This window comes from Paractinoplanes tereljensis (genome assembly GCF_016862435.1).
GTDB classification, from domain to species: domain Bacteria; phylum Actinomycetota; class Actinomycetes; order Mycobacteriales; family Micromonosporaceae; genus Actinoplanes; species Actinoplanes tereljensis.
Map to the genome: position 1 here is coordinate 1 of NZ_BOMY01000064.1, position 13,748 is coordinate 13,748.

General features: G+C 70.0%; 15 protein-coding genes and 1 pseudogene. 7 read left to right on the forward strand and 9 right to left on the reverse strand.

Annotated features, from left to right (window positions below; all coding sequences use genetic code 11):
- Together Ate02nite_RS46915 and Ate02nite_RS46920 are read left to right on the forward strand one after the other, a co-directional pair.
- Window positions 1-1,307: carotenoid oxygenase family protein (locus tag Ate02nite_RS46915; RefSeq protein WP_203814501.1), on the forward strand; the 1,307-nt coding region annotated here is incomplete at its 5' end.
- Entirely contained in the window at window positions 1,304-2,572 is a 1,269-nt protein-coding gene (locus Ate02nite_RS46920) for a cytochrome P450 (RefSeq protein WP_203814502.1), read from the forward strand. The genes Ate02nite_RS46915 and Ate02nite_RS46920, both read left to right, overlap by 4 nt.
- A 19-nt stretch (window positions 2,573-2,591) precedes the next feature.
- On the opposite strand, the gene Ate02nite_RS46925 is transcribed toward Ate02nite_RS46920, so the two are convergent.
- Complete coding sequence (locus Ate02nite_RS46925; protein ID WP_203814503.1) at window positions 2,592-2,744, reverse strand: helix-turn-helix domain-containing protein; 153 nt, start codon at window positions 2,742-2,744, stop codon at window positions 2,592-2,594.
- Between the two features lie 46 nt (window positions 2,745-2,790).
- Between Ate02nite_RS46925 and Ate02nite_RS46930 the strand changes: the two genes are divergently transcribed.
- From Ate02nite_RS46930 to Ate02nite_RS46945, 4 genes are read left to right on the forward strand one after another with little or no spacing between them, the layout of a single operon-like run.
- Window positions 2,791-3,171 (forward strand): hypothetical protein, encoded by a 381-nt coding sequence (locus tag Ate02nite_RS46930; RefSeq protein ID WP_203814504.1) that lies wholly within the window; start codon window positions 2,791-2,793, stop codon window positions 3,169-3,171.
- 20 nt (window positions 3,172-3,191) lie between these two features.
- Window positions 3,192-4,304: a sensor histidine kinase gene (locus Ate02nite_RS46935; RefSeq protein WP_203814505.1), complete on the forward strand. Its 1,113-nt coding sequence runs from the start codon at window positions 3,192-3,194 to the stop codon at window positions 4,302-4,304.
- Complete coding sequence (locus Ate02nite_RS46940) at window positions 4,295-4,960, forward strand: response regulator transcription factor (RefSeq protein WP_203814506.1); 666 nt, start codon at window positions 4,295-4,297, stop codon at window positions 4,958-4,960. Before Ate02nite_RS46935 ends, Ate02nite_RS46940 begins: the two co-directional genes overlap by 10 nt.
- Window positions 4,961-5,009: 49 nt before the next feature.
- Window positions 5,010-5,675 carry a helix-turn-helix transcriptional regulator gene (locus Ate02nite_RS46945; RefSeq protein WP_203814507.1) on the forward strand — a complete coding sequence of 222 codons (666 nt, stop codon included), beginning with the start codon at window positions 5,010-5,012 and terminating at the stop codon, window positions 5,673-5,675.
- Here the strand turns inward: Ate02nite_RS46945 and Ate02nite_RS46950 are convergent.
- Window positions 5,622-6,863, reverse strand: coding sequence for a cytochrome P450 family protein (locus Ate02nite_RS46950; protein ID WP_203814508.1), 1,242 nt, complete (start codon window positions 6,861-6,863; stop codon window positions 5,622-5,624). The genes Ate02nite_RS46945 and Ate02nite_RS46950 overlap by 54 nt on opposite strands.
- 117 nt (window positions 6,864-6,980) lie before the next feature.
- Here Ate02nite_RS46950 and Ate02nite_RS46955 point away from each other — a divergent pair, with 117 nt between their 5' ends.
- Entirely contained in the window at window positions 6,981-7,712 is a 732-nt protein-coding gene (locus tag Ate02nite_RS46955; RefSeq protein WP_203814509.1) for a tetratricopeptide repeat protein, read from the forward strand.
- Here the strand turns inward: Ate02nite_RS46955 and Ate02nite_RS49930 are convergent.
- The 7 genes and pseudogenes from Ate02nite_RS49930 to Ate02nite_RS46990 all read right to left on the reverse strand — a co-directional run bounded on the left by Ate02nite_RS49930 (window position 7,709) and on the right by Ate02nite_RS46990 (window position 13,628).
- Window positions 7,709-8,949 (reverse strand): annotated as a pseudogene (locus Ate02nite_RS49930) (serine hydrolase domain-containing protein). The gene Ate02nite_RS46955 and the pseudogene Ate02nite_RS49930 overlap by 4 nt on opposite strands.
- Window positions 8,946-9,350 (reverse strand): maleylpyruvate isomerase N-terminal domain-containing protein, encoded by a 405-nt coding sequence (locus Ate02nite_RS46965; RefSeq protein WP_203814510.1) that lies wholly within the window; start codon window positions 9,348-9,350, stop codon window positions 8,946-8,948. Before Ate02nite_RS46965 ends, Ate02nite_RS49930 begins: the two are co-directional and overlap by 4 nt.
- Window positions 9,351-9,360: 10 nt before the next feature.
- Window positions 9,361-10,266: an SDR family NAD(P)-dependent oxidoreductase gene (locus Ate02nite_RS46970; protein ID WP_203814511.1), complete on the reverse strand. Its 906-nt coding sequence runs from the start codon at window positions 10,264-10,266 to the stop codon at window positions 9,361-9,363.
- Entirely contained in the window at window positions 10,263-11,468 is a 1,206-nt protein-coding gene (locus Ate02nite_RS46975) for a cytochrome P450 (protein WP_203814512.1), read from the reverse strand. Before Ate02nite_RS46975 ends, Ate02nite_RS46970 begins: the two co-directional genes overlap by 4 nt.
- Before the next feature lie 39 nt (window positions 11,469-11,507).
- Window positions 11,508-12,140: a Rossmann-fold NAD(P)-binding domain-containing protein gene (locus Ate02nite_RS46980; RefSeq protein WP_203814513.1), complete on the reverse strand. Its 633-nt coding sequence runs from the start codon at window positions 12,138-12,140 to the stop codon at window positions 11,508-11,510.
- A gap of 297 nt (window positions 12,141-12,437) precedes the next feature.
- Window positions 12,438-12,695 (reverse strand): FG-GAP repeat domain-containing protein, encoded by a 258-nt coding sequence (locus Ate02nite_RS49675; RefSeq protein ID WP_203814661.1) that lies wholly within the window; start codon window positions 12,693-12,695, stop codon window positions 12,438-12,440.
- 18 nt (window positions 12,696-12,713) lie between these two features.
- The gene (locus Ate02nite_RS46990; RefSeq protein WP_203814514.1) at window positions 12,714-13,628 is read right to left on the reverse strand and encodes a LysR family transcriptional regulator; all 915 of its coding nucleotides are present in this window, start codon (window positions 13,626-13,628) and stop codon (window positions 12,714-12,716) included.
- Window positions 13,629-13,748 lie beyond the last annotated feature (120 nt).

Consider the following 13,748-nt stretch of genomic DNA (forward strand, 5'->3'; position numbering starts at 1 on the left):
TGAAGCGCGAGCACACCGAACACGCTTTATCCGTCGAGGGCCGACTCCCGTCCGGCCTGGACGGTCTGTTCACCCAGATCGGCCCGGCCCCCGCGGGCCAGCCACGGAGGGCGTTCGACGGCTCCTACCCGTGGTTCATGCAGGACGGCCTAGTCTGCGGGGTGCGGCTCAGAGACGGCCGGGCGGCATGGTTCCGCAACCGTTGGATACGCTCGCGCCGGGTCGCCCGGGCCCTGGGCGAGACGCCGGCACCCGGACCGCGGCACTTTCCGATCGACACGGTCAACACCAACCTGATCGCCCACCACGGGGTCCTGCTCGCGCTCGTCGAGTCGGGCTGCCTGCCGGTGCAGTTGTCCGAGACGCTGGAGTCGATCCGGTACACCGACCTGAACGGCCAGCTCCCGCGCGGTTTCGCGGCGCACCCCAAGGTCGACCCGGCCACCGGGGAACTGCACGCGCTGGCGTACTCGCCGCTGCGCCGGTGGGCCGAACACGTGGTGGTGGCCGCCGACGGCCACGTCAACCTGGCCGGCCGGGTCGACCTCGGTGGCCGGCCGCTGCTGCACGACATCGGGCTGACGGACCGCTCCGTGGTCTTCTTCGACCTGCCGGTCCGCTTCGACGTACGCCGGGCGGCCGCGCACGCCTTTCCCTACCGGTGGCACGGACGGCATCGGTCTCGCATCGGCCTGCTGCCCCGCGCGGGCGGCCCGGTTCGCTGGCTCGCGATCGAGCCGTGCTTCGTGTATCACATCGTCGGCGCCGAGGAGGCGCCCGACGGCGGCCTCACCGTGCACGCTCTGCGGTACGCGAGCCTGTTCGACGACGGCACGGACCCGCTCGCCCGTCCGGCCACTCTGTGGGAGTGGCACGCGGAGCCGGGTGCGGACCACGCCGTCGCCCGTCCACTTGACGACCGTCCGCACGAGCTGCCCCGGACCGACCCTCGCCGGGAGTGCCGGCCGCGGCGCCTCCATTACGGCATCACCCATGACTCCTCCCGCGAGCAGTCGGGACTTCTGCGATTCGACCGCCACTCCGGCCGCGGCGAGGTACGTCAGCTCGGCCCGGGTGTTCTGGCCGGCGAGGCGGTTTTCGTTCCCCGGGCGCCCGACGGGGCGGAGTCCGACGGCTGGCTGCTGTATTTCCGGACCGACCTGGCGGCGGGCGTGACGGCACTCGTCGTCCTGGATGCCGCGGATCTGACCGGCGCGCCGGTGGCGACCGTCCGGCTGCCGGTCCGCGTCCCGATCGGCGCGCACAGCAGCTGGATCCGGTCCGATGAGTGGGAAGCCATGGCATGAGCACATTCAGCACGTTCGTACGCCTCACCCACGGCGTCTATCGGCGTCGGCTCAGCCTGGCCGCACACGGGTACGTCCACGGCGACCTGGACGCACGGCTGCATCTGGCCGCCTGGCACGATGATCCCTACCCTTTGTACGAGCAGCTCCGGCAGAGGGGACGGCTGTCTCGGGCCCGGTCCGGCCTGTGGGTCAGCGTCGATCATGAGGTTTGCCGGGCGGTGCTGCGGGATCGGCGGTTCGGCGCCCGGCCCGATCGACTCACCGTCGACGAGTCGTTGCGCGACGACTTCGAGACCTCGTTGCTGGGCATGGATCCGCCCGACCACACCCGGCTCCGGCGGGCGATCCGGTCCGATCTCGGGCCACAGGCCGCCGTCGCTTATCGGCCGCTGGTCGAACGTACCGTCGATGAGCTGCTGGACCGGGCCGAACAGAGCGGACGCTTCGACGTCATGGGCGCCCTCGCCCGGCAGCTGCTACTGGCCGTCATGGGCGCGATCCTGGGTATCCCGGCCGAGCGGCAGGAGGCGTTCGCTCGGCACGCCGGCGTGCTCGGCGGCGCTATCGATGGGATCGGTTCCATGACCCAGGCGGCGCGGCTCCGGACCGCGAGCCGGGCACTGGACCGCCTCCTCGCCGACTTGATCGAGCTCCGACGTGGTTCCCCGGGCGACGACCTGATCAGCCGCCTGATCGGGGAGGCCGACCGGGACGTGCGGGGCCACGAGCTGCTGCCGTTGTGCACCACACTGCTGGTCGCCGGGTACGAGACGACGACCAACCTGATCGGCAACGCGGTGTACGCCTGCCTGCGGCGCCCCGAGGCCTGGACGGCGTTGGTGGCGGAGCCCGAAATCTGGGCCGAGAAGGTGGTGGCCGAGACTCTGCGGTTCGATCCTCCGGTCCAGCGAGCCGGGCGAGAGGCGCGGGAGGACGTCGAGATTGCCGGTCATCTGATCGAGACCGGTCAGTACGTCGTCACCCTCCTCGGGGGCGCCAACCGCGACCCGGCCGCTTTCGGCGATCCGGGCCGCTTCGATCCCACGCGCACCGCCAGGCCCGCGGACCTCGCCTTCGGCGGCGGCATCCACTACTGCGCGGGTTACCCGCTCGCGCGCCTGGAAGCCACGGTCGCGATCGCCGGGCTCGCCCAGCGATTCCCGGACCTGCGGCTCGACGGCCGGATCAGCCGCCGCACGTCCGGCATGATCCGGGGCTTGGCCGGCCTGCCGGTGCGAACGGGCGGCGCCCGGCACCGCTGATCGCGAGCCGGTCAGCGTGTCAGCTGCGGGTGATGCCGAGCCGGTCGGCGATTTCGCGCAGGGTCGCGCCCGCCCAGCCGCGCTCGCTGAAGACCTCCATCGCCGCCGCCCGGATGTGGTCACGCGTGTCGGTGCGGCGGCCGTCGGTAGTAATGATGCTGCGCTCGCCCATGCTGGCTACTGTCGCGATTGACTTACGTGACAGTCAGGAGCCATCGATGAGGTATCGCGTGCTCGGAGGCTCCACCGGTTTACGCGTGTCCGAAATGGCGCTCGGCACCGAAGAGTTCGGCCTCGGCGCCCACCCCGCTTGGAAAGTGGCTCGCGCCGCGACCCTGGCCGAGCTGCGTGGCTGGGCGCCGCCGGCGGCGATCACCATCGAATACGGCGCGAGCGAACGCGAAGCCGAACGCGAGCTGCTGCTGGCGGCCGAAGCCCCGGCAGCTCGCCCGGATCGACGCCGCCGGCGCTCCTCCACTGAGCGAGCCCCACGTGCACGACATCGGCAGCGACCCGCTCCAGGAGGGCGGCGCCTTCCACCGGCCGATCGTCCGGGTTCCCTGATCCGGACCATGAGCAGGGGAGGGCCGGACCGCTGATCCGCCAAGACTTCCACCTGATGTTCGCGAATGCGCTGACCGGCGTGCGGGCGCTGCTGCTCGTGCTGCGCTGGCCGGTGCTCGCGGCCCGGCACCAGGCCCTGCGGCCGCGGTTCGATGCGCTCGTCGCCCGCCAGAGGCGGCTGGACACCATCGCCCTGGGCCCGGCCGAGCGCGGTTCGCAGCCGGCGATCCGTCCGGTGCCCTGGCTGCTCTGCCAGGCTGTCCTGGGGCCCGGGGTACTCGCGCTCAGCTCGGTGATGTGGGCGTTCGCGCTCGTCACGGTGAGTACACCGCTGTGGTGGCGGCTGGTATCGGAGAATCCCCTGCCGGGTGTTGTCGTGATGGTCGGCAGCACCAACAACGCTTTCGTCGTCACGCTGCTCGGCTTTGTCGTCACGCTGATCGCGGCGGCGTGCAGTCATGGGCTGCCGCGCTGGCACGCCGGGGTCAACCTTCTGCTGGCCGGCGGAATGCGCCGCGGCCGCCTCACCCGGCGGATCGCCGTGCTGACCGAGTCGCGCGCCGGAGCGCTGGAGGTGCAGGCCGCCGAGTTGCGCCGAATCGAGCGGGATCTGCACGACGGTGTGCAGGCTCGTCTGGAGTCGCTCAGCATGGTGCTCGGTCTGCTCGACTTCAAGCTGCACGAAGTACCGGCGGATACCCGGCAGCTCGTGGCGCACGCGCGCGACCAGGTCGGCGAAGCGCTGCGGGAACTGCGAGACCTGGTGCGCGGCGTCTATCCGCCGATCCTGGCCGACCGCGGCCTGACCGGTGGCATCGAATCGCTGGCCGAACACGCCGGCTCAGGCTTGCGCGGGATCGCCGTCACGGTCGACGTCGCCGACCGTCTGGCCGTGGCGCTGGAGTCCGCCGTGTACTTCGTGGTGGCCGAGGCGCTGACCAACGTGGTGAAGCACAGCGACGCCGACCAGGCCGAGGTCACCGTGCGCAGCGACGGTCACCGCGTCCGCATCAACGTCATGGACGACGGCCGCGGCGGCGCCGACGAACAAGCCGGCACCGGGCTGGCCGGCTTGCGACGCCGGGTCGCCGCCTTCGACGGGGAACTGTCGCTGAGCAGCCCGGTGGGCGGCCCGACCGTACTGCATGTGGAGATGCCATGCGCGTAGTGATCGCCGAAGACCTGCTGTTGTTGCGGGAAGGGCTGAAACGGCTGCTGACGGAGCTCGGCTGCACGGTGGTCGCGGCCGTCGACAACCCCGAGGCGCTGCTGGAGGCGCTCGAGCGGGAGCGTCCCGACCTGGCGATCGTCGACATCCGGTTGCCGCCGACCTATCGGGACGAGGGCCTGCGAGCAGCCATCGAAGCACGTCGGCGCCGGCCCGGCACGCCGATCCTCATCCTGTCGCAGTACATCGAGCAAGCCTACGTCCGCGAACTACTGGCCGATGCGGCTGGCGGCGTCGGCTACCTGCTCAAGGACCGGGTCGGCGACGTGTCGGAGCTCTTGACCGCGTTGCGCACCGTCGCGGCCGGCGGCACGGTGCTGGACCCCGAGGTGACCAGCGGCCTGCTCAACCGGCTCGGACGGACCGCCGCGTTGGCCGGGCTGACCCCGCGGGAGCGCGAGGTGCTCGGCCTGATGGCACGCGGCCGGTCCAACTCCGCCATCGCCGCCGACCTGGTCGTCACCGAACGCGCCATCAACAAGTACATCAACCGGATCTTCAGCAAGCTCAGCCTGGCGCCGGCCGACAGCGACCACCGGCGGGTGATCGCCGTCCTGCGCTACCTCGACGCCGGCGGCCGGAGCGAACCGAGTTGACATGTCTGTGTGATCGATCGGGCCGCCGGCCGCCCGTAGCGTTTCTGGCATGTCGTCGTCCCACGCGCCAGCCGCTTGCGAGGCCCAGGTCCGCCGAGGGCGACCGATCGTGGTATCGGTTCTCGCCGGCGAGCAGCTCCGGGAGACCGGCATCGTGAAGCTCCTGGAGAAGCTGCCCGGCCTGTCCGTTCACCCGTTCTCCACCGGCACGCGCAGCGACGTGGTGGTGGCCGACCTGACCGGGCGGAGCGGGCAGACGATGCGGCCGCTGATCGAGTCACACGAAACCTACGGGTCGGCGGTCGTCGTCATCGCCGACGAGAGCGTGGAGGCCGAATTGACGGCGCTTGCCGCCGCCGGGGTCACCAGCATCCTGCACGTTGCCGACGCGACGTGGAGCAACCTGCTCGCCGCGATCCGCCGCACCCTGGGTGGCGAGGAAGCGGCACCCCCGCGTGTCCGCGCCGATCTGGATGATCAATTGCGGTCGGTACGTGTCGGCAGAACGGCCGCGGCCATACGACTCGGCCTCTCCGAGCGCGAGATCGCCGTCCTGCGGCACTTGTCCGAAGGCCTCGACACCAGCGAGATCACGAAGGCGATGAAAATCTCGGAACGCACGGTCAAGTACATCCTGTGGGGAGTCATGCGTCGCTTCTCGCTACGCAACCGGGTGCACGCCGTGGCGTTCGCCATCCGGGCCGGCGTTCTCTGAGACCGTCACCGGAAGCTCCACGAGTCCGTGCATCAGCACACTCGGCCGCCACCGCGGCACGAACCCGTCCGCCAGCTCGAGCCCAGGACAACGCGTCAGCAGCGACGCGAAGACCGTGCGGGCCTCCAGCCGGGCCAGCGGTGCGCCCAGGCAATGGTGGATGCCGTGGCCGAACGCGAGGTGGGACAGGTCCTGCCGGCTCAGATCCACAGTGTTCGGCTCGGCGTGGCGCCGACGGTCGCGGTTCGCCGAGAGAATGGAGATGAGGACTGTCGATCCGGCCGGAATCACCTGCCCGCCATACGTGACGTCCTGGGCGACAACCCGGTGAGTGGTCAGCTGGACCGGGCTGTCGTAGCGGAGCAGCTCCTCGATGGCGGCCGGCAGCAGCTCCGGCCGGGTCAGTAGGAGGTTCCAGCGCGCACGGTCCTCGAGCATGCGGTACAGGCCGTTGCCGATCAGCCCGGCGGTGGTGTCGTGCCCGGCCAGGAGAAGCAGATAGACGGTGGAGACGATCTCGTTCTCGGTCAGCCCGTCCTCCTCACGGCCGGCGCCGGCCAGCATGGAGACGAGGTCGGCTCCGGGTTGCCGGCGCTTGGCTTCCAGAAGCGTACGGATGTAGGCGACCAGGTTGGCCTGCGCCTCGGGCAGTTCCTCGCGCCGGGCCGCACCGGCGACCATGACGTGCGACCACTCGGCGAACGTCTCACGATCCGACTCGGGCACACCGAGCATCTCCGCGATGACGGCGATCGGGATCGGGAAGGCGAGCTCCGCGAGCACATCATGTTTCCCGGGCGCGAGGAACCGGTCGACGAGGCGGTCGGTGATCGACTGGATTGCGGGCGCCAGCGCCTTCATGGCCCCGGGCGTGAAGGCGGGCTGAACGGCGCGACGCAGACGACCGTGTTCCGGCGGATTGACCACGAGCATGTGATGCCGCGTCGCCTCGTCGACATCGGACGCCACCGCCGGCTGGTAGCCGACCGGCGACAGCAGGCCGTCCTTGACCAGACGGCGATCGACCAGGGCCTGGCGTACGTCGTCGTGGCGGGTCAGGAGCCACCCGATCCGGCCGTCCAGCAGAGTCAGGGGAGCGACCGGTTGCTGCTCGCGGAAGCTCGAGAGGACGTCGTGGACATCCCCTTCGTAGAACCCCGTGAAGGGCCTGAACGCAGCACCTGTCATAGGCCGAACCTAGGTCGGGCACGCTCCCGTGACTTCCGATCTGATCGGTGATGTCACGGACCTGCCTTTTCGGACGAATTGTGGCGTCGCGATGCGGGCCGCGGGCACCATGAGTGGGTGGTGACGTACGTCGAACAGGCGAAGGCCGCGTTCCGCGGCGGGCACACCGAGCTGCTCGAAGCGTTGAGCCGGGCCGAGATCGTCCGCGCCCGGGCGGCCGGCGACGTACCGGGCGAACTGGCCGCGGTGTGCATGCTGGCCCGAGCCTGCATCCGCCGACACGACTTCGCCGCCGCCGAGCAGCTGGCACGCCGGGGCCGGCGACTGGCGGAGTCCCGGCCGGATCGCAACCTGCTGCAGACGCCGCTGCACATCCAGGCCGCAGTGGCCCGGATGTCCGGCGACCTCACCAGCGCCCGGGCCCTGTACCGGGAGAGCATCCAACTCAACGAGTCCATCGGTGAGCCGCGGATGGCCATCATGGAACGACACAACCTCGGCTACGTCGAGCTGCATCTCGGTGACGTCGCCACCGCGCACGATCTGTTCACCGCCGCCCGGACGCAGGCGCTGAGGCTCGGCTACACCGACCAGCTGGCCGAGATGGCCCTCGGCGCGGCAGTGGTCAGCTGCGCCGGAGGCGATCCGGAGCGGGCGGCCAGCCTCCTCGGCGCCTCCGACAAGGACTACGACAATCACGGCCGGATTCCCGATCCGGACGACGCCGCGGAACGCCGGCGACTCGTCGACGCGATCAGGCGCGTGATGAGCCGCGAGGCGTTCGACGCGGCGTACGCGATGGGCGCAACGGTCAGCCTGCCGAAGGCGCTCCGAGACTGGCCCCGTTAGGCCGCCGGAATCGGCTCACCGAACATCGTGCAGGCGGCGGTGAGCGATGCGGTTCCCACGGCCGCCGCCATCGCCTCCTTGATCGGGTTCGAGCCGGGCGACTGGGCATTGAGCTCGGTGTCGGTCGTAGTGTCGATGACCATCGTGCGACGCCCGTCCGCCGAGCCGAACATGTAGCTGTCGTGTCCGAATGTGCTGCCGGTGTGTCCCCAGACCGTCCCACAAGGGGTGTCCGTACGCATGATGCCCAGGCCGTAGTCGATGCCGGTGCCGGCGCCCGCCGAGACGACGGTCTTCATCGCAGCCAACTGCGCGGGTGGCAGCAACCCGCCGCCGAGGAGCGCTGACAAGAAGCGGCCCAGCTCGGGCGCCGTGGCGATCACCGCGCCCGCCGTGCCGGCGAAGCTGCCCAGCGCCCACGTCGACACATCGGTGTAGTGCAGCGCCGGCTGCGTCGACGGCCCGGTGAAGGTGCCCATGTAGCCGTGCGCGTAACCAGGGCCGGTGTCAGGTTCAGCGCGGTGAGCAGGTAGGTGTGCCGCAGGCCGAGCGGGCGTGCGATCCGGTCGCGGATCAGCTCGGCCGGTGTCCGGCCGGTGACCCGGCGCAGAATCATTCCGACCACGATGTAGTCGGTGTCGGAGTAGGCCCAGCCCGTGCCCGGCGCGAACGTCAGCGGGTGCCGCAGCGCGGCGGCGACCAGTTGCTCCGGCCGGTATCTCGCGCCGGGGTGGGCGATCACACCGGTCATGAAGGCCGGGTCGGTGTAGCTGTACAGGCCGCTGGTGTGCTGCAGAAGCATGCGCAGCGTGATCGCTTTGCCGCCGGTTCCCGGCAGGACTTCACCCACCGGATCGTCCAGACGGAGCCGGCCCTCGGCGACCAGTTGCAGTGCGATGGTCGCGATCATCGTCTTCGTGTTGCTGCCGATCTCAAAGCGGTCGTCGGCGCGTAGGAACCGCCCGGTGACCCGGTCCGCCCGGCCGGACGCGGCCCGAACGATCCGGAGGCCGTCGTCGACCCGGGAAAGTTGTCCGACGGCGCCCGCCTCGACCACCGCGTCGGCTGCCTTCTGCAACGCCGAACTCGAAGCCGGATCGACGGCGGCGGGTGTGGAGGTCGCCTCGCTCGGCCGTACCGCGGCGGCGCCGGTCAGCCCGAGCGCGACGGCGATAGAAGCGAAAAGCGCCACCACCGCCCGGCGGCGTGGCGTGTAAACAACTGCGTCAGAAGTCATGGCCGAAGTCTGTTGGGGAAAGCGCCACCGGTCAGTCCTGCCAGCATCCCAATCGTGGGGTAGCCGGCTGTACCCGTCAGGCCAAGAGCGCCTTGGTCGTCCATCGTCTGGGTGGTTGGCGTGCCGGCGGAGTGCCGGAGCCACTCGAACGGAGACGACCGCGGATCGAACGGCGCCTTTCCCAACGGCGGTGGGCGATGGGCGAGCAGCGCGGTGTGGGTCAGCGCGCAGTCACGCACATGCCGGGCGACGTCGTGCACGGACCAGGCGGCGCATCGCGAGGGACGCTCCCATTTCGCCTCGGAGAGCTGGGCGAGGAGATCGATGAAGCGTGCCCGGAGCAGCGCCATGGCCTGCTGGAGGGCTTCCGGACCGCGGTCGAGCCCGGTGCGTTCGCGCACCGGCTGAACATCAGAATCCAAGTTCGGCAAGTCTCTCCTCGGTCAGCGCGTATACCCGGTCGATGACCGGCTTCTCGCGCGATCGCCTCGAGGACGTGCGCCGGGCGCCTCGCGCATAGAACGCTCCGGTACGGCGGACATTGCCGGGGGCCATGGCCAGCATCACGCTGCGGCGTGCGGCTCGTTCCGGGCTCGCGATCAGCAGGGGTGCGACGGGACGCAGTAGGCGATCCATCCGTCCGGCGGAGCCGCCGGCCTTCCGGCCGAAGTCGGTGAAGACCGCGCCGGGGTCGGCGGCGCTGACGGTGACTTCGTTCTCGTCGATTCGTCGCGCGAGGCCGTACGTGTAGGCCAATGCCATGAGCTTCGCGTTGGAATAGGCGCGTACCTGGCCGTAGCCCGTCGCATAGCTCCAATCGGTGACCGGCCGCCCGAACCGCTCGTTGATCGATGTCACGTTGATCACCTGGGACGGTGCCCCGGCCGTGGCGGCGCCCTTCCGCAGATGGCCGATGAGAAGGCGGGACAAGGCCGCAGCCGCCACATGGACGACGGCAGTCGTCATCTCGAGCCCATCGACGGTCAGGCGTCGTTCACTGAACTGGGCGCCCGCATTGTTGATCAACACATGCAGGCCGTCCGGGGTCAATTCGCGTACGTTCGACGCAAGGTCACGCAGCTCGCTGCCGGAACTCAACTCGGCGTACACCGGGATGTACCGGCCCGCCTGGCTGTGCGGCATCTCCGCCAGACGCTGCACCGCCCGCTCGGCCTTGAGCTGCGTGCGGCCATGAACCAGGACGGTGGCCGCCGCGCGACCGAGCTCCGCGGCGGTCGCGAAGCCGAGACCGTCCGCAGCCCCGGTCACCAGCGCGACGCGGCCGCTCAGGCTTGCGGTTCCATTCACTCCGGTCACCAGGTCACCGGCATTGATTTCATACCGCGGAGAATCAAGCCCTCTTTCCACAGCTCCTGGTCATCATCGGCCGCGAGCCGCAGGTTCGGCAGACGGGTGAGCAGCGTCTCGAGCGACACCTGTAACTCCATGCGAGCCAGCCGCGCGCCGATGCAGTGGTGGGCGCCGTGGCCGAAGCCGAAGTGCGGATTGGCGGCGCGCGTCACATCCAGGCGATCGGGGTCGGTGAACACCGAAGGATCCCGGTTGGCCGAGGTCAACGACGGGACGACCGGATCGCCGGCCCGCACGAGAGTGCCGCCGACCCGTACGTCCTCAGTGGCGTAACGCGCGAACGTGGACGAGGCGAACAGGGGCACGAATCGCAGAAGCTCCTCGACCGCCGACGGGATCAGAGACGGGTCGCCCGTCATCTTCTCCCTCTCGGCCTGGTGCCGCATCAGCACGTACATGAAGTTGGAAATCTGCAGGACCGTGGTCTCGTGGCCCGCCGCGAGCAGGCCGGCCGCCAGTTCCACCATTTCCTGCTCGGTGATTTCCTCGCGATCGTCGTGCGCCTGCACTATCGCGGTGAGCAGATCGTCGGACGGCGTGACTCGTCGCTGCGCGATCAGGCCGGAAATGTAGGAGTACAAATTTCCGATGTATTCCTGGATCTTCTCCGGGCTGAGAGAGGTCGACGAGATGAAGGCCTCCGACCAGGTCCGGAACAGATCCTGGTCACCCACCGGAACGCCGAGCAGACCGCAGATCACTCGCACCGGCAGCGGGGTCGCGAAGTGTTCGACCAGGTCCACCGGTGGACCGATCGACTCCATGCGATCAATGAGCTCGTTGGCGGTCGCCACCGTCGCGGGGCGTAGCAGCTCCACCCGCCTGGCGGTGAAGGCCCTGAGGACCGGCCGGCGCAGACGGGTGTGGTCGGGCGGGTCCATCGACAGAATTCCGGTGCCCAGCTGCTGCTGAGTGACGCGTGGTTCGTCCCGTCCAACGGTGGCAGCTCGGCTGAACCGCGGATCGCCGAGGACGGCCTTGACATCCGGGTACCGGGTGGCGAGCCAGGCATCCTCACCGAACGGCAGACGCACTCGCGCCATCGTCTCCTGTTGACGAAGCGCTCCGTACGCGTTGTCCACTTCCAGCCGATCCGCACAGCCGAACGGGTACGGGAGGGCCGGATCGCTCGTGCCGTTCTGCGTCATTCCGGCCTCCGCTTGAATGCTCAATGTCCATGCAACAACTCAAGAATCGTGTCGGATGCCGCCGGCAGTCACCGCCTCCGCGACCGGAGAGGCAAGGATCGGTGCACGATCAGCGGAAATCGTCCGCGTGGTCGCGGGCCCACGGGGGAACGTCAGAGCGCGCCGGCCCAGGAGCTCGGGCACGGCATCGATGGCCAGGGCGGCGGGCAGCGGGGGCACACTGCCGTCGGCCCCGATCAGCCGATCGGCAAGCGATTCGGGTAGGTGCGCCGTCAGCTCGGCGCGGTAGGTGGCGACGTCGACCTGCTCCAACCGGACGGGTCCACCGAGTGCCTCGGCGGTCGCCGCGACCTGGTCGCGGATGGCCACCGGACCCGCCCCGAGCACGACGTAGGCGGTGTTCTGGGAGTCGGTCAGCAACGCGCGTACCGCCACCTCGACGATGTCCCGTTCGTGGACCGGGGCGGTGATGGCATCGGGAAACGCAGTGCGCAGCACGCGGTGCGTGCGGATCGACTGCCAGCGGAACGCGTTCGTCGCGAAGTAGCCGGGCCGGTCGAGGCCGGCATCGTCCAGCGCGCGTTCGACCGTCGTGTGCTGTGCCGCGATGGGATTGGACGCCGCGTTCGGCGCCAGCACAGTGCTGGAGGACAACAGGACCAGGTGCTCCACCCCGGCCTGCCGGGCCGCCGACGCGAGCTGACGATCACCGTGGCGCCCCGGCCCGCCGCTCGACGGCCACCTCCCAGCCGAGACCGCGTCCGGCGCCGGTGATGAGGCACCGGTGAGGTGGTCCAGGGCCACTTCGACGACATCAGCCACACCCTTCCAAAATGAACCGGACCGTTCCGTCACATCGGTGGTACCACCGAGTGACCTGCTCAGCAGGCTCGGTGAGGTCCTTCTACGCGGGCCGTCGCCGCTCACCGCGGGGCAGCGGGAGACCATCGCCGCGTACGTGTCGCGGGCCTATGGGTGGAACACCTTGAAATAGTCGGCCGGGAGCTTGTTCAGCCAGGTGTGTGTGACTCCGGTCCAGCCGATGCGGGAGAAGTCGGCCTTGCCGTCGCCGTCCATGTCGGCGAACTGGATGTCGGCCGGCGGCAGTCCGCTGTCACCGGCGATCCGGCCAATGTCGCGGAACGTGCCGCTCGCCCCCCGCGGGCCCTCGTTGATCCAGGCTCGCGCGCCGCCCGTGGCGGTGATGAGGATCCGGTCGGCGCGCAGCCGCCGTCGAGCACGCGGTCAGATCTCGGTCTCGCCCTCCGCCCAGCCTGCCCGGACCGCGGTGACCGTGCGGCTGACCACCGGGTCGTCGGCCCGAGCGGCCAGCCAGGCCAGGCCCAGATGGAAGCGTGGTCCGTCGGTGAGGGGCACGATGGCGAACGCCGGATCGTCGAACACACGCGCCGACCCGCCGGTCGCGGGGGCCAGCGAGAGGGCGAGGTCGCCGGTGCGGCGCACGTGACCGGCGATCATGGCGGAGTCCGGGCCGGCCACCGACCGGAGCCGCCCCAGGCCCTTGCTCATCAGCTCGTCGCGCATCTGCTGCATGGCCCGGGGCTGCAGCGACAACGGCATGGTCACGACGGTCCGGTCGCTCAGGTCCGCCACGGCCAGCGCCGGGCGCCCGGCCAGCGGATCGTCACGGCGCATCACGATGTTGAAGCGGTAGGACGCCAGCGGCAGGGTCTGGACGACCGGCTCGTCGACGGGCAGGTGGACCACCGCGGCATCCAGCTCGCCGCGGCTCAGCGCCGGCAGCAGTTCCGACGACGGCGCCAGCTCGACCTCGACCCGGCGGCCCGGATTTCCCCGCTCCACGCATTCCACGACGGTGTCCAGGATGCGCGGCGGTGACAGGTGTGAGCCGCCCAGGCGCACCACCCGTTCCTCGCCGGCGGCGACCAGCTGGATGTCGCTGCGCAACCGGTCGAACTCGGCGAGCAGCGGCGGCACCCGCAGCGCGAGCTCCCGGCCGGCCGGGGTCAGCTGGATCTGGTGATAACCGCGGACGAACAGCTCGGCATCCAGTTCCCGTTCGAGGTCCTTGACGATCCGGCTCACCGGGGAGGCGGTCATGTGCAGCCGTTCGGCCGCCCGGCCGAAGTGCAGTTCCTCGGCCACGGCGAGGAAGCAGCGCAGCTGCGCGATGTCCATCCGGCCAGTCTGACGTTACTGAACGATCACCGGCAAGGAATAGCCCGGACACGTTGCGGATCGCGGCACGTAACGTGCGCGAAACAGTGATTTACGGACCCCCGGACCTGCGGTGATCGT